The sequence below is a fragment of the Dactylosporangium sp. NPDC049140 genome (assembly GCF_040648435.1).
In genome coordinates, this window is sequence record NZ_JBEZDS010000003.1 from 107,486 (window position 1) to 130,056 (window position 22,571).

Annotated in this window: 20 protein-coding genes; 9 read left to right on the top strand and 11 right to left on the bottom strand. The window is 72.6% G+C overall.

Annotated features, from left to right (window positions below; genetic code table 11):
* The first annotated feature begins 272 nt into the window (after positions 1-272).
* Entirely contained in the window at positions 273-701 is a 429-nt protein-coding gene (locus AB0B76_RS06755) for a carboxymuconolactone decarboxylase family protein (protein WP_360370514.1), read from the top strand.
* Between the two features lie 74 nt (positions 702-775).
* Positions 776-1,966, top strand: coding sequence for a right-handed parallel beta-helix repeat-containing protein (locus AB0B76_RS06760; protein ID WP_360370517.1), 1,191 nt, complete (start codon positions 776-778; stop codon positions 1,964-1,966).
* Between the two features lie 21 nt (positions 1,967-1,987).
* Here AB0B76_RS06760 and AB0B76_RS06765 read toward each other — a convergent pair whose 3' ends face one another.
* Together AB0B76_RS06765 and AB0B76_RS06770 are read right to left on the bottom strand one after the other, a co-directional pair.
* On the bottom strand, positions 1,988-3,004 hold the full coding sequence (locus tag AB0B76_RS06765; RefSeq protein WP_360371636.1) for a proline racemase family protein: 1,017 nt from the start codon (positions 3,002-3,004) through the stop codon (positions 1,988-1,990).
* 26 nt (positions 3,005-3,030) lie between these two features.
* Positions 3,031-5,205 carry a P-loop NTPase fold protein gene (locus AB0B76_RS06770; RefSeq protein ID WP_360370520.1) on the bottom strand — a complete coding sequence of 725 codons (2,175 nt, stop codon included), beginning with the start codon at positions 5,203-5,205 and terminating at the stop codon, positions 3,031-3,033.
* 395 nt (positions 5,206-5,600) lie between these two features.
* Between AB0B76_RS06770 and AB0B76_RS06775 the strand changes: the two genes are divergently transcribed.
* The 3 genes from AB0B76_RS06775 to AB0B76_RS06785 are packed head-to-tail and all read left to right on the top strand — an operon-like array spanning position 5,601 to position 8,859.
* Positions 5,601-6,635, top strand: coding sequence for a LysR family transcriptional regulator (locus tag AB0B76_RS06775; protein ID WP_360370523.1), 1,035 nt, complete (start codon positions 5,601-5,603; stop codon positions 6,633-6,635).
* 54 nt (positions 6,636-6,689) lie between these two features.
* A complete protein-coding gene (locus AB0B76_RS06780) occupies positions 6,690-7,928 on the top strand; it encodes an MFS transporter (protein WP_360370526.1) in 1,239 nt (412 codons plus the stop codon).
* Between the two features lie 52 nt (positions 7,929-7,980).
* Positions 7,981-8,859, top strand: coding sequence for an NAD(P)H-binding protein (locus AB0B76_RS06785; protein WP_360370529.1), 879 nt, complete (start codon positions 7,981-7,983; stop codon positions 8,857-8,859).
* Positions 8,860-8,935: 76 nt separating this feature from the next.
* Here the strand turns inward: AB0B76_RS06785 and AB0B76_RS06790 are convergent, their stop codons facing one another.
* Both AB0B76_RS06790 and AB0B76_RS06795 read right to left on the bottom strand, forming a co-directional pair.
* A complete protein-coding gene (locus AB0B76_RS06790; protein WP_360370532.1) occupies positions 8,936-9,709 on the bottom strand; it encodes a GntR family transcriptional regulator in 774 nt (257 codons plus the stop codon).
* A 10-nt stretch (positions 9,710-9,719) separates the two neighbouring features.
* Entirely contained in the window at positions 9,720-10,172 is a 453-nt protein-coding gene (locus AB0B76_RS06795; protein WP_360370535.1) for an SRPBCC family protein, read from the bottom strand.
* A 50-nt stretch (positions 10,173-10,222) separates the two neighbouring features.
* Here AB0B76_RS06795 and AB0B76_RS06800 point away from each other — a divergent pair, with 50 nt between their 5' ends.
* Positions 10,223-11,365: a glutathione-independent formaldehyde dehydrogenase gene (locus tag AB0B76_RS06800; protein ID WP_360370538.1), complete on the top strand. Its 1,143-nt coding sequence runs from the start codon at positions 10,223-10,225 to the stop codon at positions 11,363-11,365.
* 316 nt (positions 11,366-11,681) lie between these two features.
* Here AB0B76_RS06800 and AB0B76_RS06805 read toward each other — a convergent pair whose 3' ends face one another.
* The 4 genes from AB0B76_RS06805 to AB0B76_RS06820 all read right to left on the bottom strand — a co-directional run bounded on the left by AB0B76_RS06805 (position 11,682) and on the right by AB0B76_RS06820 (position 15,196).
* Positions 11,682-12,530, bottom strand: coding sequence for an alpha/beta hydrolase (locus tag AB0B76_RS06805; RefSeq protein WP_360370541.1), 849 nt, complete (start codon positions 12,528-12,530; stop codon positions 11,682-11,684).
* A 27-nt stretch (positions 12,531-12,557) separates the two neighbouring features.
* Positions 12,558-13,307, bottom strand: coding sequence for an NAD-dependent deacylase (locus AB0B76_RS06810; protein WP_360370544.1), 750 nt, complete (start codon positions 13,305-13,307; stop codon positions 12,558-12,560).
* Positions 13,304-14,245 carry an LLM class F420-dependent oxidoreductase gene (locus AB0B76_RS06815; protein ID WP_360370547.1) on the bottom strand — a complete coding sequence of 314 codons (942 nt, stop codon included), beginning with the start codon at positions 14,243-14,245 and terminating at the stop codon, positions 13,304-13,306. Before AB0B76_RS06815 ends, AB0B76_RS06810 begins: the two co-directional genes overlap by 4 nt.
* A 111-nt stretch (positions 14,246-14,356) precedes the next feature.
* Complete coding sequence (locus AB0B76_RS06820; RefSeq protein ID WP_360370550.1) at positions 14,357-15,196, bottom strand: helix-turn-helix transcriptional regulator; 840 nt, start codon at positions 15,194-15,196, stop codon at positions 14,357-14,359.
* Positions 15,197-15,298: 102 nt separating this feature from the next.
* Between AB0B76_RS06820 and AB0B76_RS06825 the strand changes: the two genes are divergently transcribed.
* The 3 genes from AB0B76_RS06825 (at position 15,299) to AB0B76_RS06835 (ending at position 17,398) form a co-directional block, all read left to right on the top strand.
* The gene (locus AB0B76_RS06825; protein WP_360370553.1) at positions 15,299-16,159 is read left to right on the top strand and encodes an oxidoreductase; all 861 of its coding nucleotides are present in this window, start codon (positions 15,299-15,301) and stop codon (positions 16,157-16,159) included.
* A 47-nt stretch (positions 16,160-16,206) separates the two neighbouring features.
* On the top strand, positions 16,207-16,542 hold the full coding sequence (locus AB0B76_RS06830; RefSeq protein ID WP_360370556.1) for an STAS domain-containing protein: 336 nt from the start codon (positions 16,207-16,209) through the stop codon (positions 16,540-16,542).
* A gap of 160 nt (positions 16,543-16,702) precedes the next feature.
* Positions 16,703-17,398, top strand: coding sequence for a hypothetical protein (locus AB0B76_RS06835; RefSeq protein ID WP_360370559.1), 696 nt, complete (start codon positions 16,703-16,705; stop codon positions 17,396-17,398).
* Here AB0B76_RS06835 and AB0B76_RS06840 read toward each other — a convergent pair.
* The 3 genes from AB0B76_RS06840 to AB0B76_RS06850 all read right to left on the bottom strand — a co-directional run bounded on the left by AB0B76_RS06840 (position 17,329) and on the right by AB0B76_RS06850 (position 22,568).
* Positions 17,329-17,553, bottom strand: a complete 225-nt coding sequence (locus AB0B76_RS06840; RefSeq protein ID WP_360370562.1) for a hypothetical protein — start codon at positions 17,551-17,553, stop codon at positions 17,329-17,331. The genes AB0B76_RS06835 and AB0B76_RS06840 overlap by 70 nt on opposite strands.
* Before the next feature lie 225 nt (positions 17,554-17,778).
* Entirely contained in the window at positions 17,779-21,819 is a 4,041-nt protein-coding gene (locus AB0B76_RS06845) for a hypothetical protein (protein WP_360370565.1), read from the bottom strand.
* A 185-nt stretch (positions 21,820-22,004) separates the two neighbouring features.
* Complete coding sequence (locus AB0B76_RS06850; protein ID WP_360370568.1) at positions 22,005-22,568, bottom strand: YbhB/YbcL family Raf kinase inhibitor-like protein; 564 nt, start codon at positions 22,566-22,568, stop codon at positions 22,005-22,007.
* Between the last annotated feature and the right edge of the window lie 3 nt (positions 22,569-22,571).

Genomic DNA, 22,571 nt, shown 5'->3' on the forward strand with positions numbered 1-22,571 from the left:
GCCGCTCACCGTGGGCTCAGTGTTGTCGCGCCGTCGCCGGAGCTTGCGGAGGTGGCGGCGTGAGCGGTCCGGAGCGGAGCGGAGGGGCCGCTCACCGTGGGCTCAGTGTTGTCGCGCCGTCGCCGGAGCTTGCGGAGGTGGCGGCGTGAGCGGTCCGGAGCGGAGCGGAGGGGCCGCTCACCATGGGCTCAGTGTTGTCGCGTGAGCGTCGTCACAGCGGGGACTGTCACGCTCGCGGCGCGGATTCCCGTCGTCGAAGCATGGAACAACGAATGGAATGGGCGAAGGTCGTCCCCGACGGGTACGCGGTCATGTCGCAGCTGGAGCGGTACGGCCGCAAGACGGTCGAGCCCGGTCTGCTCCATCTGATCAAGATCCGTGCGTCGATCCTCAACGGCTGCGCGTTCTGCCTCGACATGCACACGGCGGAGGCGCTCGCCGACGGCGACCACCAGCGCCGGCTGTTCGCGGTCGCCGCGTGGCGGGAGTCGACGCTGTTCGACGAGCGGGAGCGGGCCGCGTTCGCGCTGACCGACGCGCTGACCCGGCTCGGCGAGGACGGGGTCGGCGACGAGGTGTGGGCGGCGGCCCGCAAGCACTGGTCGGAGGAGGAGGTCGCGAACCTCGTCCTGGCCATCGGCATCATCAACGTGTGGAACCGCATCAGCGTGGCCGCCCGCCGGGCGACCCCGCCGCTGTAAGTTTCGCCATCCGTTGACCCGGGTCGATGCCTGGCCTAGCCTCGCGGGGAAAGCGTTTTCCTCAGGAGGAGACCATGCATCGGTACCTTCGCGTGCTCGCGGCCGCCGCCCTGGCGACGGCCGCGGGCACCCTGGCCGCCGCCGCCCCCGCCGGCGCGGCCGCGGCCACGCTCTACGTCGCCCCCAACGGCTCCGACGCCAACGCCGGTACCCTCGCCGCCCCGCTCGCCACGATCCAGAAGGCGGTCGGCCTCGTCACCGCGGGCGGCACGATCGCCGTGCGCGGCGGCACGTACGCGCTGACCACCAACGTCCAGATCACCAAGAGCGGCACCGCGTCGGCCCCGATCACCCTGACCGCGTACAACGGCGAGAAGGTGACCGTCGACGGCGAGGCGCTGGGCTACACCCCGGGCGCCGTCGGCTCGACCATCCCCAGTGGACAGCGCGGCGCCATCCACATGGAGGCGTCGTACTGGCGCATCACCGGCCTGGAGATCGTGCACGGCCCGTACGCCGTCTACTGCAACAACTGCAACAACAACACGTTCGAGCGACTGTCCACCCACGACAACTACGAGACCGGCTTCCAGCTGCAGGGCACCTCGGCCAACAACCAGATCCTCAACCTGGACAGCTACAACAACCGCGACCCGCGCAAGAACGGCGAGAGCGCCGACGGCCTGGGCATCAAGGAGGGCAGCGGCAGCGGCAACGTGGTGCGCGGCACCCGCCTGTGGAACAACATCGACGACGGCCTCGACCTGTGGATGTTCACCTCGCCGGTGACGATCCAGAACACGATCGCCTACGGCAACGGCTACAACCGCTGGAACATCCCGAACTTCTCCGGCGACGGCAACGGCTTCAAGCTCGGCGGCAGCGGCGGCACCGGCCCGGCCGCGAACCATTCGGTCACGAACAGCTTCTCCTTCGCCAACGCCGCGCACGGCTTCACCGACAACGGCAACACCGGCACCATCACCGTCAGCCGCGACACCGCCTGGAACAACGCGAAGACCGGCTTCGACTTCGACGGCGGCTCCACCTCCAAGCTGACCGCCAACCTGGCCGTGGGGAACAAGACCACGGTCGCGCTGGGCAAGTCGACGGCGTCGGGCAACTCGTGGAACATCGGCGGATCGTGGCCGCTGCAGAGCACCGACCAGTCCACGATCACCGGCCCGCGTACCGCCGACGGCTCCATCGCGTCGTCGAACTTCCTGGTCCCGGCCAACGGCCAGGCGGTGGGCGCGAAGATCTGACGTCCCGCCCCGGCGGGGCGCTCACCGCAGCACGAAGCCGGGGACGAGCGGGTCGGCGGGGTCGACGACGAAGGTGTGCTCGCCGGTCGGGTACGCCATGCCGGTGACCTGCGGCACGACGGCCGGGCGCCCGGCCGCCTCGACCGCGGCCACGACGGTGCCGGTGAACCGCGAACCGACGATCGACTCGTGGCGCAGCGCCGCGCCGCCGGCCGTCACGCGGCCCTCGCCGGCGAGCACGGCGAGCCGGGCGCACGTGCCGGACCCGCACGGCGAACGGTCGACCTCCCCGTCGGCGAAGACCGTGACGTTGCGCTGGTACACCTGGCCGTCGACCTCGCCGAGATCCTCGAACAGGATCGTGCCGTACACCCCGCTCAGCCGCGGATCGCCGGGGTGCACCGCGTGCTCGCTGTCGTTCAACGCCCACTTGACCTCGCGACCGAGCGCGATGAGGTCCCGATAGTCCGACGGGTGCACCGCCAGGCCCACGCTCGCGGCGTCGACGCTCGCGTAGATCGCCCCGCCGTAGCTGACGGTCACGGCGACGTCGCCGCGGGACGTGCCGAGCGCGACGTCGCGGGCGATGACGTAGCTGGGCACGTTGACGAAGTCCACGGCCACGGTACGTCCACCGGCGCGGTGCACCCGAGCGGTGACCCGGCCCGACGGCACGTCGATGACGACATCGACCGAGCCGTCAGCGGGGGCCGCGACGAGCCCGGTGTCCACCGCCCACGCGCCGAGGGCGATGGTGCCGTGCCCGCAGGCGGTGGAGAAGCCGTCCTTGTGCCAGAACAACACACCCAGATGCGCGCCGTCGTCGTCGGGCGGCACCACGAACCCGCCGTACATGTCGGCGTGCCCGCGCGGCTCGAAGCACAGCAGCTCGCGCAGCGCCTGCGCGTCGGGGCTGTCCAGCGCGCGCATCCGCCGCTCGGCCACGGTGGCGCCGGGCAACGGCACGGGCGGAGCGGCGACGATCCGGAACGGTTCCCCGGCGGTGTGGTAGTCGGCCGTCGACACGGCGAGTGGCATCACGGGTCCATCCTGGCGCAACCGTCCTAGTCGTGCCGCGGCGCGGTGTGGAACGAGTACTGGGCCACGATCGGCACCAGCGGCTTGAGCGCCCCCGCGGCGATGGCAGCGCCGGAGTCCTCGCGCAGCGGTCCGAACGCCCGCAGCAGCGGCGCGTCCGGCAGAGTCCGCGCGACGACGTCGTACCAGGGCTCCGGGTCCGGCGCGCCCAGCAGCGCGGAGAACACCGCCTGGGCCTGGGTCGGCGCGCCGACGATGATGCCGAGCAGGAGCAGGACGCCGCGGTGGTCGTCGACGGCGGGGAGGGTGGTGCGGATGAGGCGGTACAGGTTGAGCACGCGCTTGGCGGCCCGCGGGGTGGCGACGATCCGGCGCAGCCGCCGCACGAACGCGACCTCCGGCGGGGACAGCGTCAGCCAGCCCGGGTCCAGCCGCGACTGGTCCGCGGGCACCGGCTCGGGGTCCGGCGCCTCGATCGCGGGCGGGTCCGCGGCGTCGGGCCCGGGCCCCGTCGCCGGCGTCGCGGCAGGCCCGGGCGCCGCGAGATGGTCGACGAGGCGGCCGAAACCGGCGTCGTCCATGGGCGTCAGGCGGTACGGAATCTGGAAGATCTTCTCCAGGTAGTTCGTCGGCGTCGCCGCCCAGTGCTCGGCGGCCGTGCCGCGCCGGTGGCCCAGGACGCGCTCGAAGTGCAGCTCCAGGGAGCTGAGCAGCCACCGCGGGTCGACGGCGACGACGACCACGAAGAGGCGCAGGCCGAGCAGGAGGTGGACGGCCTGGAGCACGTCGACGACCCGGTCGGGCGGGCATCGGTCGAGATCGTCGATGTAGAGCACGATCCGGTCGATGGCGGCCTCCTGGCCGTCCTGGGCGGTGCGCTCGAGCAGCTCGTCGAGGCGCTGGAAGTCGCGCCGGATCATGGCGATCGTGCCCAGCTGGGAGCGGTAGTCGGCCGAGGCGCTGCGCTCCTGGACGAACTCGGTCAGCTGCCGTCCGGAGCGTACCTCGTCCAGTGCCCGCTCGGCCTCGTCGACGCGGGCCTGCGCGGCGAGGATCTCGTGCCGCAGCGCCGCCTCCTGCTCGGCGAGGCGCTCCAGCTCATCCAGCACCGCCCGCTCCTGCGCGGAGCGCTGCTCGGCCAGCCGCCGGCGGACCTCACCGGCCAGGTGGGCCGCCCGCTCCGCCGCGCCGAGCGCCCGGCCGAGCACCGCCAGCACGGCCCGACCGGCCAGCACGAGCGGGACGAACAGCCCGAGAAGACCGGACAGGAGTTGTACCGCACCGGGCGTCACCGCAGCCATGGCGATCGGCAGCCCGAGGCACAGCAGCGCGGCCGCGATGCCGTACGCCCACAGCCGCCACCGGATCGCGTCGCGGTTCCCCGGCACCAGCATCCGCCACAGGCGCAGGACCCGCCGCGACACCGACACACCGTCGTCGGTGAGCGCGCCCAGCTGCTCAAGCTCGTGTCCCGCCGCCAGCTCCACCTGCCGCCGGGCCTCGTCGAGCGACCGGTGGACGGCGGGATCGTCGAGCACCGTCTCGGCGACGACGGTGAGGGCGGCGAGCGCGTCGCGACCCTCGGTGCGGCGCTCCTCCAGGTCCGCGAGGGTGGCCTGAAGCCGCTCCGCCTCGATCTCGGCCGCCTCGAGCCGCTGCTCGGCCGCGACGAGCTCGGACCGGGTGGTCTCGAGCTCGCCGACGAGCCGCTCACGCTCGGCCTGCCAGCGTACGGCGGCGTCCTCGCGGCTCTCACCGGTGCGCGGCTCGGCCAGCTCGGCGAAGATCTCGGCGACGAGGCTCGGCCACAGGTTCGCGTCGGTGTAGTGCCAGGCGTTGAACACGATCTGCCGGACCTCGCGGCACATCGCGTTGGGCGCGTCCGGCGGTGAGGCCGCGGAGAGCCGGTTGAGCAGGCGGATCTCGCGCTGCAGGCACTCCATGAAGAACGACTTGCCGGTACCCCAGTCGCCGAACACCCCGATCGACAGCGGCGGCCGGGTGTGCCGGGAGCTGATGAGCATGGCCAGCGCGGTCGCCGCTTCGGCCCGGCCCAGCAGATCCGGCCCGTCCCAGAAGTCGGCGCTGTAGCCGGGGTACCGCGGCCGCCGAGCCGGCGGGCTCGTGGCGGCGAACAGCGGCACGGTGGGCCGGACGCGCTCGTACGCCTGCTGCCACAGCGGGATGCGATCGGGCGGCACACCGACACCGCTCAGCAAGGCGTGAACGGTCTGCCATCGCGGTAGCCGGTCGCCGCGCAGCGCGTTGGCCAGGGAAGCCCTCGCGACCGGATGGCCTTTCCGCGCGGCGTGCCGGGTGATCGCGTCGTACGAGAGGCCGGAGTCGCGGCGGACGGACTGCAGGGCGGCGCCGAACTCGGCCAGGGTGGTGATGGCGGCGAGCCGTTCCGGGGTCGGGACGTCCTCGTTCAGGGTGGGGACTCCTAACGGGTACAGGTCAGGAGTCCATCCATCCTTGTCCGGAGCCGGTATGCAACCTCCGGGCGGCCAGACAGGAATGCGATCCGTGCCGCCGGATCCGGAATCGGCGGCCCGAGCGGTGCGCGAAGCCCGACTGCGTTTGGCGTACCGTCGGCATGTCGGACGTCGCCACTTCAGGTTGGGGATCGAAGGGCGTTCAGGCGCGATTGAGCATGGTGATGATGACTTCCGGAACGTGGCCCGACCTCGATGTGCGACTGCTGCGGCGCTTCGTCGCGGTGGCCGAGGAACTGCACTTCGGTCGTGCCGCGGCGCGGCTTTTCATTGCCCAGCAGGCGCTCAGCCGGGATGTGCAGCGCCTCGAGGAACGCGTCGGGATCGCGTTGTTCGACCGGACGAGCCGCCGGGTCGCGCTGACCGCAGCCGGTGAGATGCTGCTGCCCCGAGCGCGGCGACTGCTGATCCTGCACGACGAGGCGGTGCGCGAGCTGCGCGGTGACGAGCAGGCGTTGCTGGTGAACGTCGTGGCACCAGGCCTGACCCCTGCGCGCGTGCTGGCTGCCGCCCGGTCGCGGGATCCGGTGACGGAGTTCTTCGCCCGCTTCGAAGGCGGGATGAGCCGCGCGACCTTGCTGCTCGGCGAGCATCGCCTCGATGCGACGTTCGGCCGCCGGGGCCCAACGGCGAGCGGCCTCGCCCATCGGCTGGTCCGCTGGGAGCCGATGGCGTTGCTGGTGCCGGTCCGCAGCCCACTGGCCCAGCAGTCCGCGGTGCCGCTGTCCGCGCTACGCGACGCTCAGGTGTGCTGGCTGGCCGGTGACCACGTCACCCCGGAGTGGGAGGACGCGGCTCGGCGGCTGTTGCAGTCGTGCGGTGCCCCCGCGGACGTCGGCAGTGCGCATCCGCACGTGCGCAGCATTGAGGAACTGGCGCATCACGTACAGGCGCGGGAGTCGCCCGTACTGACGTTGCTGGACCAGCCGCCGGTGCCTGGTGCGGTGCTGCGGCCGCTGGTGGAGCCCGGCGCCGTGTACCCGTGGAGTCTGGTCTGGCGAGCCGGGGAGCAGCACCGTCCCGGGTTGCGGGCGCTGCTGGAGTCGGCGGCGAAGCTGGCCGCCGCCGAGGGCTGGCTGACCGTGCCCGAGCCGGCGTGGCGTCCGGACGAGCGATTGACAACGGAACCGAGTTGATCCGGTCTCAGCGGGTGTTGGACCGCCGTGAGCGGGCCCCGTCAGAGTGAGGCCATGTGGACACCCGCCCGACTTGCGGTCGCCGGCTGCTACGGCTTGACCGGGGTTCTCAATGCCCTGTGGGGCGCCACCCTGCCGGCCACCGACGCGCGGCTGGACCTCGGACCCGCCAGACTGGGCGTGGCGCTGCTCGTGCTCGGATTCGGAGCCCTGGTCTCCATGCCGCTGGCCGGTGTCCTGGCTGAGCGGTTCACCGGGGGCGGCCTGCTTCGGGTGGTGACCCCGCTGTACGCCGCGTCGCTGGCGGGGCCGGCGGCGATGCGCTCCTTCGGGACGCTGGTGGCGGCGATCCTGGTCTTCGGCGTGCTGCTCGGCATGGTGAACGTGGCGCTCACTGTCCAGGCCGTCGACCTCGAACGCGCCGAGCGGCGGCCGGCCATGTCGACGCTGCACGGGGTATGGGCCCTCGGAGCTTTGGGCGGCGGGGTGGTGACGGCGGTGGTGCTGCGAGCCGGTGCCGACGTGAGGTTGATCATGCTCATCGGTGCGGCAGCGGCGGGGCTGGCCGCTGCTGATCTCGGGCGACGCCTGCCCGTCCCGGTGCCACCAGCCGCCGGAATGGCCGACGGACAGCCAGCCCCCAGGCGCCGCGCAGGGCTGGCGCTGGTGCTGGTGCTCGGCCTGATCGGCGCCGCCGCGTTCCTGACCGAGGGAGCCGCGACCGACTGGGCGGGCGTGTACGCCCGCGAGGTGCTCGGCGCCGCCCCCGCCACCGCGTCGCTGGCGTACACGATGTTCGTCGCGTCGATGACCGCCGTCCGGTTGTTCGGCGACGCGGTGCGATCCCGTGTCCGGGCCGACCGGGTGGTGCTGCTGGCCGGACTGACCGCCACGGCGGGCTATGCCACGGTGCTGCTTGCGCCGGCCACCGGCGGCGCAGCGCTGGCGGTGGTGCTGAGCGGGTGGGCATTGGCCGGCGCCGGCATGGCACTCATCTGGCCCGTCGTGTCGAGCATGGTCGGCGCCGCCTTTCCGGGGCGGGCCAAGGACCTCTCGATGGTGACGACGCTCAGCTATGGTGGCGGCCTGATCGGGCCCGCGGTCATCGGCGGGGTGGCGTCGCGGGCTTCGCTGCCGGCCGCGATGGCGATCCCGGCGGCCCTGGTGGCCGTGGTCACCGTCATCGCGCCGCGGGTGCTTGCCGCTCTGACCACCGAGAGACCATGGGCAGCGCGGGAGGATTCCGATGGCGGGCAGTCGCGCGGGCTGCCGAGCATAGTCACTTTCCTGTAGGTACCTACTATCGCGGCGGTGTTAGCGTCCCGATGTCACCGGCGCCAGGCCGGTGCTCCAGGACCTGACCAGGGGGCATTCCACGATGATCATCGTTACCGGGGCGACCGGAAACGTTGGCCGACCACTTCTCCAGGCACTCGCCGCAACCGGTGAAAAGGTGACGGCGGTGTCGCGCCGGATCGCGGACGCGGCGGTACCGGCGGGGGTCATGACCGCGGCGGCGGATCTGACTGATCCGCAGGGCTTGCGGCCCGTCTTCGACGGCGCCGATGCGCTGTTCCTCCACGACGGTGGCGCCAGTGCCCACATGCTGCGACCACGAGACATTCTCGACGCGGCCGGCGCCGCCGGGGTGCGTAGGGTGGTGCTGCTGTCCTCGCAAGGAGTCCGCACCCGACCGGAGTCCCAGTCCCACGGCGTACTGCTGCGCTCGATCGAAGACGCCGTGCGGCAGTCCGGTCTGGACTGGACAATCCTGCGGCCGGGTGGCTTCAACTCCAACACGTACGCCTGGGCCGATTCGATCCGTACCGAGCGGACCGTCGTAGCGCCGTTCGGTCACGTCGGCATACCCACGATCGATCCCGCCGACATCGCCGGCGTAGCGGCCGCGGCGCTGCGCGAGGGCAGCCACGCCGGACAGATCTACGAGCTGACCGGGCCCACGCTCATCACACCCAGACAACGCACCGAGGCCATCAGCGACGCACTCGGCGAACCCGTCCGGTTCATCGAACAGACCCGGGACGAGGCCCGCGCACAGATGCTGCAGTTCATGCCCGAGTGGGCGGTGGACACCACCCTCGCCGTCCTCGAGGAGCCGACCGTCGCCGAGCGGCAGATCAGCCCCGCCGTCGAGCAGGTACTCGGCCGGGCACCACGCACCTTCGCCGACTGGTTCCAGGACCACATCCCCGCCTTCCGGTAGTGCGGTACGCGCGGCCGGCGTCCACTGTTGGGTCGATTCGTGCGTCGATTCAGTGCAGGTGATAGCCTGCGGCGCGCTAGAAGCCGTCGAGCAGGTGTTTCAGACCGAATTCGAACAGCGGAGCGTCCGCCTCCGCCTCGGCCTTGCGCGCCTTGCGGTCCTCCTGCTCGAGGTGCATCGCGCTGCCGCGCACGAAGTTCGCCACCGCCGCGGCCAGCGGGGCGGCGTCCGGCCGGTCCGTCAGCGCCCGCTCCGCCCACGCGAGGTGCGCGGCCACGTTCGCGCTGAGCGACGGGTCCGCGAACGAGACGGTCAGCGCCAGCCACGGGTGCTGGCGGTACAGCCGCCACTGCAGCCGGCTCAGCCGCTCCAGCTGCACCCGCCAGCCCCCGGCCGGCTTCGGCGGCGGATGCTTGGCGAACACCGCGTCGGCCATGAGCACCTCGAGCTCGGCCCGGTCCTGCACCCATTTGTAGAACGTGCCGGTGACGAGGCCGCCCGCGCGCTGGCCGATGAGGCGCAGCGACAGGTTGCCCAGCCCGTCGGCGTCGGCGAGCTCGATCGCGGCGTTGACGATGCGGGCCCGGGTCACGTCGCCGTGGGCGGGCGGCGGCTGCCACGCGGCGGCGACGGCGGGCGCGTCGGCGGTGACGATGAGACCCGGGCCGCGGTGCTTGGCCGCGAGCCCCTCCTCGCGCAGGAGCGTCATCGCCTTGTACGCGGTCGCCATTGTCGCGTCCCACTCGGCCATGATGTCCTTGGCGCTGGGGATGTCGTGGCCCGGCCGCAGGTCGCCGGCGAGGATGCGCCGGCGCAGATCCGCGACGATGTCGGCGGCAAACCGGGTCACGGGCGAGAGTCTAGCGCTCCGCCTCGCGGGCCATCTTGCGCAGGGCCTGCCCGAAACCGGCCCGGCCGGCCAGCGCGACGAGGCCGCCGGTCACCCGGTCCAGGCGGTGCGGCACGACCGTCACGTCCTCGAACCAGTCCACCCGGCAACGGTCGTCCGGCCGCGGTACCACCACGAACCACGCCTTGCCCCGGATCACCCGGCCGTGCTTGTCGACGTCGCACCGGCCCGGCGCATCGCCCTGCGGCGGCTCCCAGCGCACCACGGTCATCGGGTCGTCGAAGCCGAGCGGGCCGAGCCCGGAGCGCGCGACGAAGCCGGCCCCGAGCCCGTCCATCCGCTCGGTGGTCAGGCGCACGGTGGTGAGCGGCGCCCAGCGGGCGTGGTTGCGCCAGTCGGTGAGCGCGGCCCAGACCTTCGCGGCGGGGGCGCGGACCTCGACGGAGACGGTGAAGCGGGCCACCCGCCCGACGATAGCCGTTACGGGGCCGCGGGGCCGGGTAGCGGTACACCATGAAGGCTGTCGTTTATCGGGGTCCGCGCCAGGTCGAGGTCGTCGACGTGCGGGACCCATCGATCCAGGCGCCGACCGACGCGATCGTGCGCATCACGACCACCAACATCTGCGGTTCCGACCTGCACATGTACGAGGGCCGCACCTCCGTCGAGGAGGGCAAGATCCTCGGCCACGAGAACATGGGCATCGTCGAGGCCACCGGGCCCGGGGTGAGCCGCATCAAGGTCGGCGACCGGGTCTCGGTGCCGCTCAACATCGCGTGCGGCACCTGCCGGAACTGCAACTCCGGATGGACCAGCTTCTGCCTGCGCACCAACCCGATCGACGGGATGGACGGGGCAGCCTACGGCTACGCGAACATGGGGCCGTACGACGGCGGCCAAGCGGAGCTCCTGCGCGTGCCGTACGCGGACTTCAACCTGCTGGAGCTGCCGCCGGGAACCCAGCACGAGAACGACTACACGATGTTGTCGGACATCTTCCCGACCGGCTGGCACGGTACCGAACTCGCCGGAATGCAGCCCGGGGACCGCGTGGCGGTGTTCGGCGCGGGGCCGGTGGGCCTGCTCGCCGCGCACAGCGCGATGATCCGCGGCGCGTCCGAGGTGTTCGTCGTGGACAAGGAGCGCGACCGGCTCGACCTGGCGGTGAAGATCGGGGCGACACCGGTCGACTTCGGCCGCGGCGACCCGGTCGAGCAGATCCTCGACTCGACGGACGGCCGCGGCGCGGACTGCGGGGTCGAGGCGGTCGGCTACCAGGCCCACGACCCGAGCGGCGAGGAACACCCCGAGCTGGTGCTGGACAACCTCGTGAAGGTGGTGCGCTCGACCGGCGGGATCGGCGTCGTCGGCGCGTACGTGCCGCAGGACCCCGGCGCCGCCACCGACGCGGCGAAGCAGGGCCGGGTCGCGTTCGACTACGGCACGTTCTTCGCCAAGGGCCAGCGGATGGGCACGGGGCAGTGCCCGGTCATGCGGTACAACCGGCACCTGCGCGACCTCATCACCACCGGCCGCGCGCAGCCGTCGTTCCTGGTCTCGCACGAACTGCCACTGGCCCGCGCGGCCGAGGGGTACGACCACTTCGACCGCCGCGACGGAGGCTGGACCAAGGTCCTGCTGCGCCCCGGCTCGTAGCCGCGCGAGGCTGACCGGCCGTGGGGACCTTCGCGAGCGCGAAGGTCCCCTCTTGATCGCTTGCACGCACACGCCGACCGGATCGGTGAGCTGGCCGCCGAGCTCGACCAGATCGACGGGAGCCCCGGCTCCAGCGTCCTGCAGGTCGTGCGGGTCTTCGAACACTCTGGTGGCGAGGACGAAGACCTCACCGGCCCGGGCGAGGAGTTGGAGAAGCTGCCCGGGCAACACCAGCTCCTCGGGTGGCACCTCGACGCCCGCATGGCCTGTCTATGCCCGCCGGACGCTCTGTTCACACACCCCGCCCCGGCGGGCCTCACACCTCCTTGCCGGCCCAGAACCGGTCGAGCTTGTCGCAGATGAAGCCGGGCCGCTCCTGGAACACCCAGTGCCCGCACCGCTCGATCACCCCGCCGTGCGCCTCCTCGGCGATGGCCCGGGCGCTGTCGATGCAGTGGGAGCCGAACGACGCCTCGCCGCCCCAGGCCATCATGGGCACCGGCAGCTTCCGGGCCGCCAGTTCCCGGGTCTGCTCGGTCATCTGCGGGATGCACCCGTACAGGTTCAGGCTCCCGCGCAGCGTGCCGGGCTGGCGCATCAGCGCGGCGTACGCCTGCACCTCGTCCTCGGCCACCGCGTCGGGGTTGTAGGCGAAGTCGCGGAAGAAGTGGCGCAGGTACTGCTCCTCGCGCCCCTCGAGCAGCATCCGCGTGATGTCCATGTGCGCGTGCATGCCGAGGTGCCAGTAGTTCACCATCGGATCGACGTAGCCCGGGTAGTCCAGGCCGAAGAAGGGCGTCTCGATCGTGGACAGCGACAGCGCCCGCTCGCCCGCCGCGTAGGCGAGCGCGACGGCCGGCGGCCCGCCGAGGTCGTGGCCGACGATGTGGAACTGCTCGACGCCCTCGGCCTCGAGCAGCCCGAGCAGGTCGGCCGCGATGGTGTTGGGCTCGTAGCCGCCGAACGGTTTGTCGCTGTCGCCGCACCCGCGCAGGTCGGGGGCGATGAACCGGTACCGGTCGGCGAAGCGCTCGATGAGGCGCAGGTACTGCCGGTGCGACTCGGGCCAGCCGTGCAGGCCGAGCACGACGGGCCCGTGCCCGGCGGTGACATAGTGCAGCCGGACGCCGTTGGTCTCGGCACGGTGATGCTGTACGTCCACCATGCCGGGGCCCTACCCGCCGGGCGCGCCTCAAACGGGGACGAGGGCGGGCAGGATCGTGGCCGCGGTACCGCGCAGGTTCAGCGTGCTCACCGCGTCGAGCGGGGTCGGGTCCGGGTTCACCTGGACGACCGCGGCACCCGCGCGGGCCGCGATACGCGGAATCTCCGCGGCCGGGTACACCACGCCGGACGTGCCCACCGTCAGCAGCACGTCGCAGCTCGCGGCGGCCGCCACCGCCGCGCGGAGGGCCTCCTCCGGCAGCGCCTCGCCGAACCACACGACGCCCGGACGCACCAGCGCCCCGCACGCGTCGCACCGCGGCGGGGCGAGGCGGCGGCCCTCCTGCGGCTCCTCGGCGTCCGGGAACACGGCCGGGTGCGCCCCGGCGCCGATGCACCGCGGCGCGAACAGGCTGCCGTGCAGGTGGTTGGGGGCGGTACTGCCGGCCCGCTCGTGCAGGTCGTCGACGTTCTGCGTGACGACCGTGGTGCCCGGGACGGCCGCCTCGAGCGCGGCGACCGCGCGGTGCCCCGCGTTCGGCTCGGCCCGCCGGGCCCGGGACCGGCGCCACTCGTACCAGCCCCACACGAGGTCGGGGTCGGCGTGGAAGGCCTCGGGCGTGGCGAGCCGCTCCGCGTCGAAGCGGGCCCACAGCCCGGTCAGGTCGTCGCGGAACGTGGGCACGCCGCTCTCGGCCGACATCCCGGCCCCGGTGAACACGACGACGCTGTGCGCGCCGGCGACGAGCGCCGCGGCCGCCTCGACCGCGCCGGTCACGTCAGGCCCGCCGTGCGCAGGGCGGCGTGGAACTCGCCGGCGACCTCGACATACGCGTCCAGGTCGGTCACGAGGTTCGACACCGTGAGGAACACATGGTCGATGCCCGCGTCCGCCAGCGCCGCGATGTCGTCCACGATCTGCTCGATGCTGCCGGTGTACGGCCGGCGCCCCTCCGCCGGCACCTCCCGCAGGGTGCCGCCGAGCCCGACCTGGAACGTGCACCCGATCGAGGACGGCTCGCGACCGTTCGCGGCGGCCATCTCCCGCAGCCGGGCCAGGGTCGCGCCGGCGGCCGCGGGCGGCATACCGGTGGGCAGCCAGCCGTCGCCGCGCCGGGCGATGCGGCGCAGGGCCGCGTCCGAGAACCCGCCGAGGTACACCGGGATGCGCCGGGCCGGCTTCGGGCCCACCTCGGCCGGGGCGATCGTCCAGCGCTCGTTGCGGTACGACACCGGGTCCGGCTTCCAGAGGGCCTCGGACACGTCGAGGAGCTCGTCCAGCGCCGCGCCCCGCTCCGCGAACGGGCGCGGGGCGAGCGCCGCGAACTCGTCGATGCTCCAGCCCGCGCCGAGCCCGGCGACGACGCGCCCGCCGCTGACCGCGTCGATGCTGGACAGCGTGCGGGCCAGGCGCGCCGGCACGTGCAGCGGCGCGACGAGCACGCACGTGCCGAGCTCGACCCGCTCGGTGACGGCGGCGGCGAGGGTGAGCGCGACGAGCGGGTCGAGCACCCCGCCGTACCGCACCGGCCAGGGCGCATCGGGCACGTTGTAGAGCCCGTGGGGGCCGCTCTGGTCCTGGGGGAGCAGGAACCGCTCGAAGACCCAGACGCTGTCGTACCCCATCTCCTCCACCGCGCGTGCGGCGCGCGTGACCGCCGTGCGCGGGTCGAAGTCCTTGAGCTGGGGCAGGCCGATCCCGACTCGTAACGCCACCGTGGCATCCTTTCCACGCTCGTGATCCGCCGACCCTATGGCATCGACGGTCGAGCGCATCCCGGGCGGGTAACCGGGACGGCGAACAACGTCGACCACGCGGAGCGCGGTCTATGTCGCCGGGCGGTTCCCGGTGGCGATCGGGGCCGCGAGCGAGCCGAGCAGGGCCAGGGCGCGCGCGCTGTCCGAGCCGGGCTCGGCGTGGTACACCACCAGCAGCTGCCCTCCCGAGTCGCCGATCGAGAGCTTCTCCCGGCGCAGCTCCAGCAGGCCGACGTCCGGGTGGCGCAGCCGCATCGGCGCGCCCGCGAGGGGCTTCACGTCGTGGCGCGCCCACAGGCGGCGGAAGGGCTCGCTGGCCAGGGACAGCTCGCCGACGAGCTGCTCGACCCGCGGGTCGCCGGCGTCGGCCGCGACCGAGGTGCGGAACGCCGCCACCATGCCGCCCAGGGCCTGCTCCCAGTCGGGCAGCAGGTCGCGCTCGTCGGGGTCGAGGAAGACGTCGCGCAGCCGGTTGGTGCCAGGCCGGATCCGGGGCGAGAGCGCGGTGGCGAGGCGGTTGGTGGCGAGCACCTCGAACATGCGGCTCTCCACGAACGCGGGCAGGTCCAGCACGTCCAGCAGCTGGCGCACGCCGGCCGGGACGGTCTCGCGGCGGGGCCGGCGCGGGGCGCGCGGGCGGGCCGCGGTGAGGCTCAGCAGGTACTGTGTCGCCTCCGCGTCCAGCCCGAAGACCCGCGCGATCGCCTCCAGCACCGGCACCGACGGGTTGCGGTCGCGGCCCTGCTCGAGGCGCAGGTAGTAGTCGGCGCTGATGCCGGCGAGGGTGGCGACCTCCTCGCGGCGCAGCCCGGGCGTGCGCCGGACGCCCACCACGCGCAGTCCGGCGTCGGCGGGGTCGACGAGCTCGCGCCGCGCCCGCAGGTATGCGCCGAGCGCGTTCGTACTCACCGGACCAGCCTACGGCCGGGGTGGTACCGCCATCCTGGTCCTGTCACTCCCAGGAACCCGAAGGAACTGCCTGAACCGGCGCGCACGGCGCAGGCTGGAGACATGACAACGAACAACCTTCCGGGCGGCGTGTACCGCGTCGGCGACCTCGACCTGACCCGCTTCGGCTACGGCGCCATGCAGCTGGCCGGCCCCGGCGTGTTCGGCCCGCCGAAGGACCGCGCGGCCGCCGTCGCCGTGCTGCGTGCGGCGGTCGAGCTCGGCATCACCCACATCGACACGGCCGACTTCTACGGCCCGCACGTGACAAACGAGATCATCCGCGAGGCGCTGAGCCCGTACCCGCAGCAGCTCCACCTCGTCACCAAGGTCGGCGCCCGCCGGGACGAGCAGGGCGGCTGGCCGCACGCGCGCACCCCGGACGAGCTGCGCGCCCAGGTCCACGACAACCTGCGCAACCTCGGCCTCGACGCGCTCGACGTGGTCAACCTGCGCGTCGGCGGCTTCGACGCGCCCGAGCCCGGCTCCCTCGCCGAGCAGTTCGGGGCGCTGGCCGAGCTGCGCGAGCAGGGCCTCATCCGGCACCTGGGGCTGAGCACCGTCGATGCCGTACAGCTCGCCGAGGCGCAGGCGATCGCCCCGGTGGTGTGCGTGCAGAATATGTACAACATCGCCCGCCGCGAGGACGACGCGCTCGTGGACCTCACCGCGGCGCAGGGCATCGCCTACGTGCCCTACTTCCCGCTCGGCGGGTTCTCGCCGCTGCAGTCCGAGACGCTCGCCACGGTGGCCAAGCGCCTGGAGAGCACGCCGCTGTCGGTGGCCCTGGCGTGGCTGCTGCGGCGCTCGCCGAACATGCTGCTGATCCCGGGTACCTCGTCCGTGGCCCACCTGCGCGAGAACGTCGCCGGCGCGGGCCTGCAGCTGCCCGCGGACGCCCTCGCCGAGCTCGACGCGATCTGACCGATCGACCGAAATCGGTTGTCGTCGGGCAACGGTATATTGTCGCGGTGGGCAGCGACCTGACGGCGGACCGGCAGGTCGTCCGCGACTTATCCGGGCACGTGCGGGTGGACATCCAGCTGCACGGCCTGGTCGACCTCGGCACCCAGCCGATCCTGGAACTGGCCCTCGACGACGCCCTCGCGGTGCGGGGCGTCCGCGAGATCGTGGTCGACCTCGGGGGCCTGACGCTGCTCGACTCGACCGGCATCGCGACGCTCCTGCACGCGTACCGCCGCGGCGCCGCCGGCGACGTCCGGCTCCGCGCGGTCGGCGCCGCAGGCATGGTGCTGCGCGTCCTGGACATCACCGGCGTGCTCAAGGTGCTCTGCGGCGAGGATTGACCGCGATCTTTGTGGGCATGCACGGGTAACGACCCCGTCCAGATTCACCGATGACAGCGTTCCCGAGACCGGCATCCGCAAGCTGTTCACGAGGGCCGGGCACTGGCAGCGATGGCTGGACGTCGAGGGGGCGCTCGCCCTGGCCGAGGCGGACGCGGGCGTGGTACCGCCGGATGCCGCCGCGGCCATCGCCGCCGCGGCCCGCCTGGAGGGGCTCGACAAGGGCCGGATCCGGGCCGGGATCGCCGCCACCGGGCACCCGCTGATGCCCCTCATCACCGAGCTGACCCGGGTGGTGGGGGAGGACTACGGCGGCTGGGTGCACTGGGGCGCCACCACCCAGAACATCACCCAGACCGGCGACGCGCTGCTGCTGCGCGACGCCCACCGGCGTCTGCTGGCCCTGCTGGCGCTGCTGGCCGGCAGCGGGGGAAAAATAGGGCGGGAGTTGTACTCGCTGATGCAGACCGAGTACGGCGAGGTTCTCGAGCCCGCCGCCCCGGGCGACGTCGGCCTTATCGTCTCCGAGGCGGTGATGCTGGCCCTGGGCAAGGTGATCGGCCGCCAGGAGGCACACAGCGTGGTGTCGGAGGCGGCCCACCGCGCGGCGGCCGGCGAGTCCACGTTCGCAGGACTGCTGGAGAGCGACCCGCGCGTCACGACGTACCTGACCGCGGGCGACCTGGTGGCCCTGCTCGACCCGACCCGGCACCTGGGCCTGTCCGCCCCGCTGGCGCGCGCGGGCGCCGGACGCGCCCGCGCCGCGGTTCAGGACATCGGCAGCGATCAGGGAAGCTGGGACGTGAGCCCGGCGGCGAGCACCTCGGCCTGCACGTCGGTGATCTCCTCGCCGTAGTCCTGGCGGAGCTCGGTCTTGGTGTACACGATGTGGCCGTCGGCCGCGGCAGCCTCGGGTACGAGGATGACCCCGTCCGGCGCCACGGCGAGCGCGGGGTCGGCGTCGTTGGACTGCGCGAGCGCCCGGATGTCGTCAGCGGTGATGGTCGTCATGCGCAGTGCCTGCCCGGCCCGGGTTCGAGGCAAACATGCTTGCCGCATTCCTGGCTCGCTGCGCTCGCGGTGGGGCAGCTCCGCTCCACCCACACCCCGTCAAGATCCCTGCCGGCGCGCTCCTGCGGCCAACCGGCGCGCGACGACGGGGCCGGCCGCCGCTCCCGCGGTCCCTGCTTCACGCGGGGCGCCCGGTCCAGTCCGGCTCGCCGGGTCGGCATCGGCTCAGCACGTGCCGTCGGCGCTGTTGCGGGGCTCCAGGGGCAGGCCGTGGAGATCCCAGATCCGCACCGTGTGGTCCCGAGCGCTCGTCACCAGGGCCGTGTCGTCCGCGGTGAACACCATGTTGATGACGGTCCCGCCGTGCCCGACGAGCGTGCGCAGCGGCGTTCCGTACGCTGCATCCCACAGTTCAACGGTGCCGTCCGTACCGATCGTGGCGAGCACCCGGCCGTGGTTGTCGAACGCCGCCCGGTATCCGCCGGCCGCGAGGTCGCCGATGTAGGTGTGCTGGGGATTGCAGCGGGAACGCAGTTCGATGCTGGACTCGGTTTTGAAGACGAAGAACGATTGGGTGTCATTGGAAAAGTTCACCTCACCGTCGAGCGGCCAAGGCGGGTGCTCGACGGTCGTCAGGGTGTGCCCGGTGGCGAGGTCCCGGACCCGGACCCGCCCGTCACGGCCCTCGTCGGCGAGCAGGAAGCCGCCCGGCCCGTACTTCGGGCTGTTGCGCTCGGCGAGGTTGTCCAGCTCGACGGGCTGTCGAAGCCACTGGTTCCAGATGAGCTGCCGATCGGGCTCTTCCGAAGCCGTCAGGCCGACATTTCCCCTCCGGTGCGAGGTCAACTGGTAGTTGCCATGCAGTTCCGCCAGCACCTCGCCTGTTCGCGTGTCGAGCATGCGGTAACTGCCGTTGGCGCTGAGGTACAGAACCGGCAGCGCATCGTCGAGATCGACGTTGACGTTGCGGAGGTTGCCGGGAACGTCGGCCACCTTCTGCGCCGTTGTCGGGTTCCATATCTCGATGCCGTTCCGGTCCTCGGTCGAGACGATGATCGCCGAGCGGTTCGCGACCTCGATCTGGGTCTTGGAAGTTGTCCGGACGGTAAGGCCACGGGAGTCATGGAACTCGACGTGGCCATCTCCGGCGTGGCTGCACAGCAGATACGGGCCGTCGCCTACGAATTCGGGGTCGTCGCAATCGACCGGAACACCGTCGTCGTGCTTCTGGGTGCCGTACAGGCGGTTCTCGACCTTCTCACCACGGTGCGACTTCACCAGAATCGTCTGGCCGTCGTTGGAGTACGCGGCCGCACTGGCCCCGCTGCTCTGGTCGGGCCACTCGTACAGGGGCTTCTCGGCGGGCGTGGACGGCCAGACCTGGGCAAGGTTCTTGGTACTGATCGTCAAGACGCTGGTGAGGTCCGGGCTCGCTTCGACGCTGACGAAGCCGGCGGCCCGGCTGAAGGTGTGCACGACCTGTCCCTGCGCCCAAAGCCACGCGGTCCCGAAACTGTGGTCAGACTCGTACATGTAGACGAGTGCGGTGTCGCCGCGCGAGTTGAACGTGATCGTGGTCTGTGCGACCGCCGCAGGCCCGATCGTCGCCAAGGGCCGGCTCGGATGCGGATACTCAAGGCTCCAAAGGCGTACGAAATCGTCGGACGTCTCGACCGTATTGTCACCCGCCCCAACCGCGATGATCCGTCCACCCGGCGCGAACTGGGCGAAGCGGATCCCGCCGGCGTTGCCCGGCAACGAAGCGATCTCACGCCGGGCGGCCACGTCGTAAACATGCAGCGCCGGATCTGTGGCCGTGAAGGCCGCCAGGCGATTGCTGTGCTCGTCGGGCACCAGTGCCGCCGCACCGTCGCCATATGCGGTCGCGAACCGGACGCTCGAGGTGTCCGGGGGCGCGATGATGAGACCGGTCACCGCCGCCACGATCAGCACAGCGGCCACGGCCGCGACGGCGACCTGCCCGCGCCGGCGGCGCCCGGCTCGGGAGGAAGCGGCGGTGTCCTCACGACGGATGCCCTGGCGGGTGGCGAGCTGCTCCTGCAGACGGATGTGCCGGAACTGGTACACCCCGCCGCGCTGGCGCAGGATCTCCCGCCGGCGCGCGTCGGCCAGGAACGCCAGCAGGTCCCGCGGCAGGTGCCCGCGCGCGGCGAGCCAGGCGCGGGTCAACACGAACCGGGGCCACGCCCGGGTCAGCAGCGTCGTCATGCCGACGAGGACGCCCGGGAGGACCACCATGGCGCCGACGGTGACGGCGGTGACGGGGAACAGCAGGTCGGTGAGGTCACGGAACCGGGCCGCGAACAGCTGCGCCACCGCCGGGCGGCCGGGCCAGCCGGACCAATCGGTCGACGCCTGCACCAGCAGCGAGCCGACGCCGGAGCCGAGGGTCGCGGCCGGCAGGTTCAGGACGGAGACGACCACGGCCACCGCGGCGGCGCCCCACCAGGTCAGGGTGCGATCCTGGTGTACCTGTTCCAGGGGGCCGACGCTGGCCGAGTAGACCGGCGGCGCCTCCAGCCAGCTGTGCACCGCCATCGCGGCGCCGGCGCTCAGCGCGAGGGTGACCGCCGCGAAGACGAACTCGGCGTACATGTCCACCACCGCCGTGGACCAGCCGATACCGAGGCTGATGGCGCCCGCCATGAAGGCCAGCGGCAGGCCTGCGGGAATGGCGACGGCGGCTACACCCACGCGGAAGCCCGAGCGCAGGCGGGCGGCCGTGCCGGTCGAGGCGAGCGACAGGCGGCCGGGTGGACGGCCCGCCGCCGCGTACCACATGACGGTGACCAGGCCGCCGAATCCCGTGGCGATCATCCAGCCGTACCACAGCGTGGAGTCGAGACCGACCTTCTCGTCCGGGTCGAGGAGGGCGACCCACACGGTCATGGCGACGAGGACGGCGACGCCCGAGATGACCCCGATCGCCGGCGCCCACCAGCGTGACAGCAGACGCTGGCTCAGCGTCCACCAGGCCAGGTCGCGTTCGTGGTTGCGGTGCAGGTAGGTGGCCAGGAAGGTGAGCCAGCGCCGCGCGTCGGCCGCGTCCCAGGCGGGGCCGTCGGAGCCGTCGCCGGCGTACGCGGCGTCGACGACCTTGTCCGCGAGGTGGTCCTCGACCGCGTGGCGGCCCGGGAAGCGGTCGCGGTCGAGCAGCGCCGCGGGGGTGCCGCCGAGGCGCTGGTACACGATCCGCGCGAACGACACCATCAGCGGCGTGGTCAGCGCCTTGGACACCGGCGCCTCGGGGTCGCCGCGCAGCTCGGCGAAGACCGGCGACCAGTCGGTACCCGGCGGCCAGTCCATGCCCTCGAAGTGGCCGATCAGATCCTCGGCCGCGACCGGCGCGACCTCCACCGTCGGTGCCTTGCGCAGGACCGGCGCCCCGTCGGTGATCAGCTCCTTGTACTCGCGGACACGACAGGTCACCACGACCGGCCGGTGCACGCCGATGGCCCGGTTGATGTGCTCGACCGCGGTGCGGCGCGCCGACTCCAGGATCTCGTCGAGCCCGTCGATGATCGGCAGCAGCAGACCGTCCCGCATCAGCAGCTTCGGTACCTCGACCTGTCCCTGGTAATACGACTGCGCGACGCTCTGCACGATCCACTCGTCGAGCCCGCCGGACGTCGGGTCCCACGAGGCGGCGCTGAGCAGCACCGGGACCGCCGTGCCGGAGCTGCGCCGGCGCAGCAGCCCGAGCGCGAGCAGGAGCGCCAGGACGCTCTTGCCCGCTCCGGGCTCGCCGAGCACGACGAGCCGGCCGTTGGGGATCTTGCCGAACTCGGCGCCGATGTGCCCGGTCGCGGCGTCGAGCTCGCCCTCGACCTGGCCGCGCAGGTGGATCGTGACGGTACCGACGGACGGCGACTCGACGACCGCGGTCAGGTCGTCGGTGGGCAGGTCGGTCGCCGACCACTTCAACGGCAGGACGCCGGGGTCGCGCAGCCGCCGCGCGTGGGCCTCCTCCAGCCACTGCTCCAGGACGGTGCGCGAGAGGTCGTCGGCGAGCTCCCCGGCGGACGGCGCCGGCTCGCGGGGCGCCCACAGCCGCACGACGAGCTCGAGCGCCAGCGTGGCGAGCGCGGCGAACGTGGCGACGAGCCCGGACAGCGCCGCGCCGCGGGCGAGCCCGGTGAGCGCTGTCCAGGCGAGCGTGGCGAGCGAGGCCGCCAGCACCGCGAACAGCGACAGCCGCAGCAGCGCCCGCCGCCGCCGCGAACGTTCCCGAGTCGGCCGCCCCACGGCTGTGATTGTCGTGGATGCGAGCAACCGCCAGCTTCAGCCGTTGATCGCGTACCGCGCTACCGTTCGGCCGACCCGTTCCGCGCGAGCACGGCGTACCCGTTTCGCTTCACCGGCCCGCGAGCGGGCAACCGGTCGGCATGCCTACGTTGCTCGCGCGCCTGGAGGCCGCCGCCCGGCCGTAGTCACCGGACCTCGTACGTGCCGTCCAGGCGGGCGCGGGCGATGACGTGGCCGGTCATGGCGGTGAGCGCCTGGTCGAGGGTGAAGGGGCCGGGCAGGCTGGGGCGGTGGTCCAGGGCGAAGAGCTGGAAGACGTAGGCGTGCGGTCCGTGCGAGCGCGGCGGCATCGGGCCGGACCAGCCCCGGCGGCCGAGGCCGCCCTTGCCGTGCCTGAGGCCGGGAACGGGGCTGGGCTCGGCGAGGCCGTTCTCCGGGATCCCGGTGAGCGACGGGTCGATGCCCAGGGTGAGGGCATGGGTCGCGGGTTTCTTCATGGGTACGTCGGGATCCTGCACGACGAGGACGAGTTCCGCGGTCCGTGGGGGCGGCGCCGTCCACGTGAGCGCCGGCGAGACGTTCGCGCCGAAGAGCCGGCCGCGGTGCCGTTGCGGGATGGGGGCGCCGTGGTCGAAGGCGGGGCTGGTGAGCGTGAACGTCTCCGGGGCCCGCAGGCCGGGATCGGCCCAGAGCAGGGTGTCGTGCCCGGCGCGGCGATGGCGGAGTGCGTGTCCGATGGGGTTGCGCATGGT

What these genes read in the sequence shown, in the direction of transcription:
- AB0B76_RS06755 (WP_360370514.1), top strand. Translation starts at nt 273, where the DNA reads ATGGAATGGGCGAAGGTCGTCCCCGACGGGTACGCGGTCATGTCGCAG.
- AB0B76_RS06760 (WP_360370517.1), top strand. Translation starts at nt 776, where the DNA reads ATGCATCGGTACCTTCGCGTGCTCGCGGCCGCCGCCCTGGCGACGGCC.
- AB0B76_RS06765 (WP_360371636.1), bottom strand. Translation starts at nt 3,004, where the DNA reads ATGCCACTCGCCGTGTCGACGGCCGACTACCACACCGCCGGGGAACCG.
- AB0B76_RS06775 (WP_360370523.1), top strand. Translation starts at nt 5,601, where the DNA reads ATGTCGGACGTCGCCACTTCAGGTTGGGGATCGAAGGGCGTTCAGGCG.
- AB0B76_RS06780 (WP_360370526.1), top strand. Translation starts at nt 6,690, where the DNA reads ATGTGGACACCCGCCCGACTTGCGGTCGCCGGCTGCTACGGCTTGACC.
- AB0B76_RS06800 (WP_360370538.1), top strand. Translation starts at nt 10,223, where the DNA reads ATGAAGGCTGTCGTTTATCGGGGTCCGCGCCAGGTCGAGGTCGTCGAC.
- AB0B76_RS06805 (WP_360370541.1), bottom strand. Translation starts at nt 12,530, where the DNA reads ATGGTGGACGTACAGCATCACCGTGCCGAGACCAACGGCGTCCGGCTG.
- AB0B76_RS06825 (WP_360370553.1), top strand. Translation starts at nt 15,299, where the DNA reads ATGACAACGAACAACCTTCCGGGCGGCGTGTACCGCGTCGGCGACCTC.
- AB0B76_RS06840 (WP_360370562.1), bottom strand. Translation starts at nt 17,553, where the DNA reads ATGACGACCATCACCGCTGACGACATCCGGGCGCTCGCGCAGTCCAAC.
- AB0B76_RS06850 (WP_360370568.1), bottom strand. Translation starts at nt 22,568, where the DNA reads ATGCGCAACCCCATCGGACACGCACTCCGCCATCGCCGCGCCGGGCAC.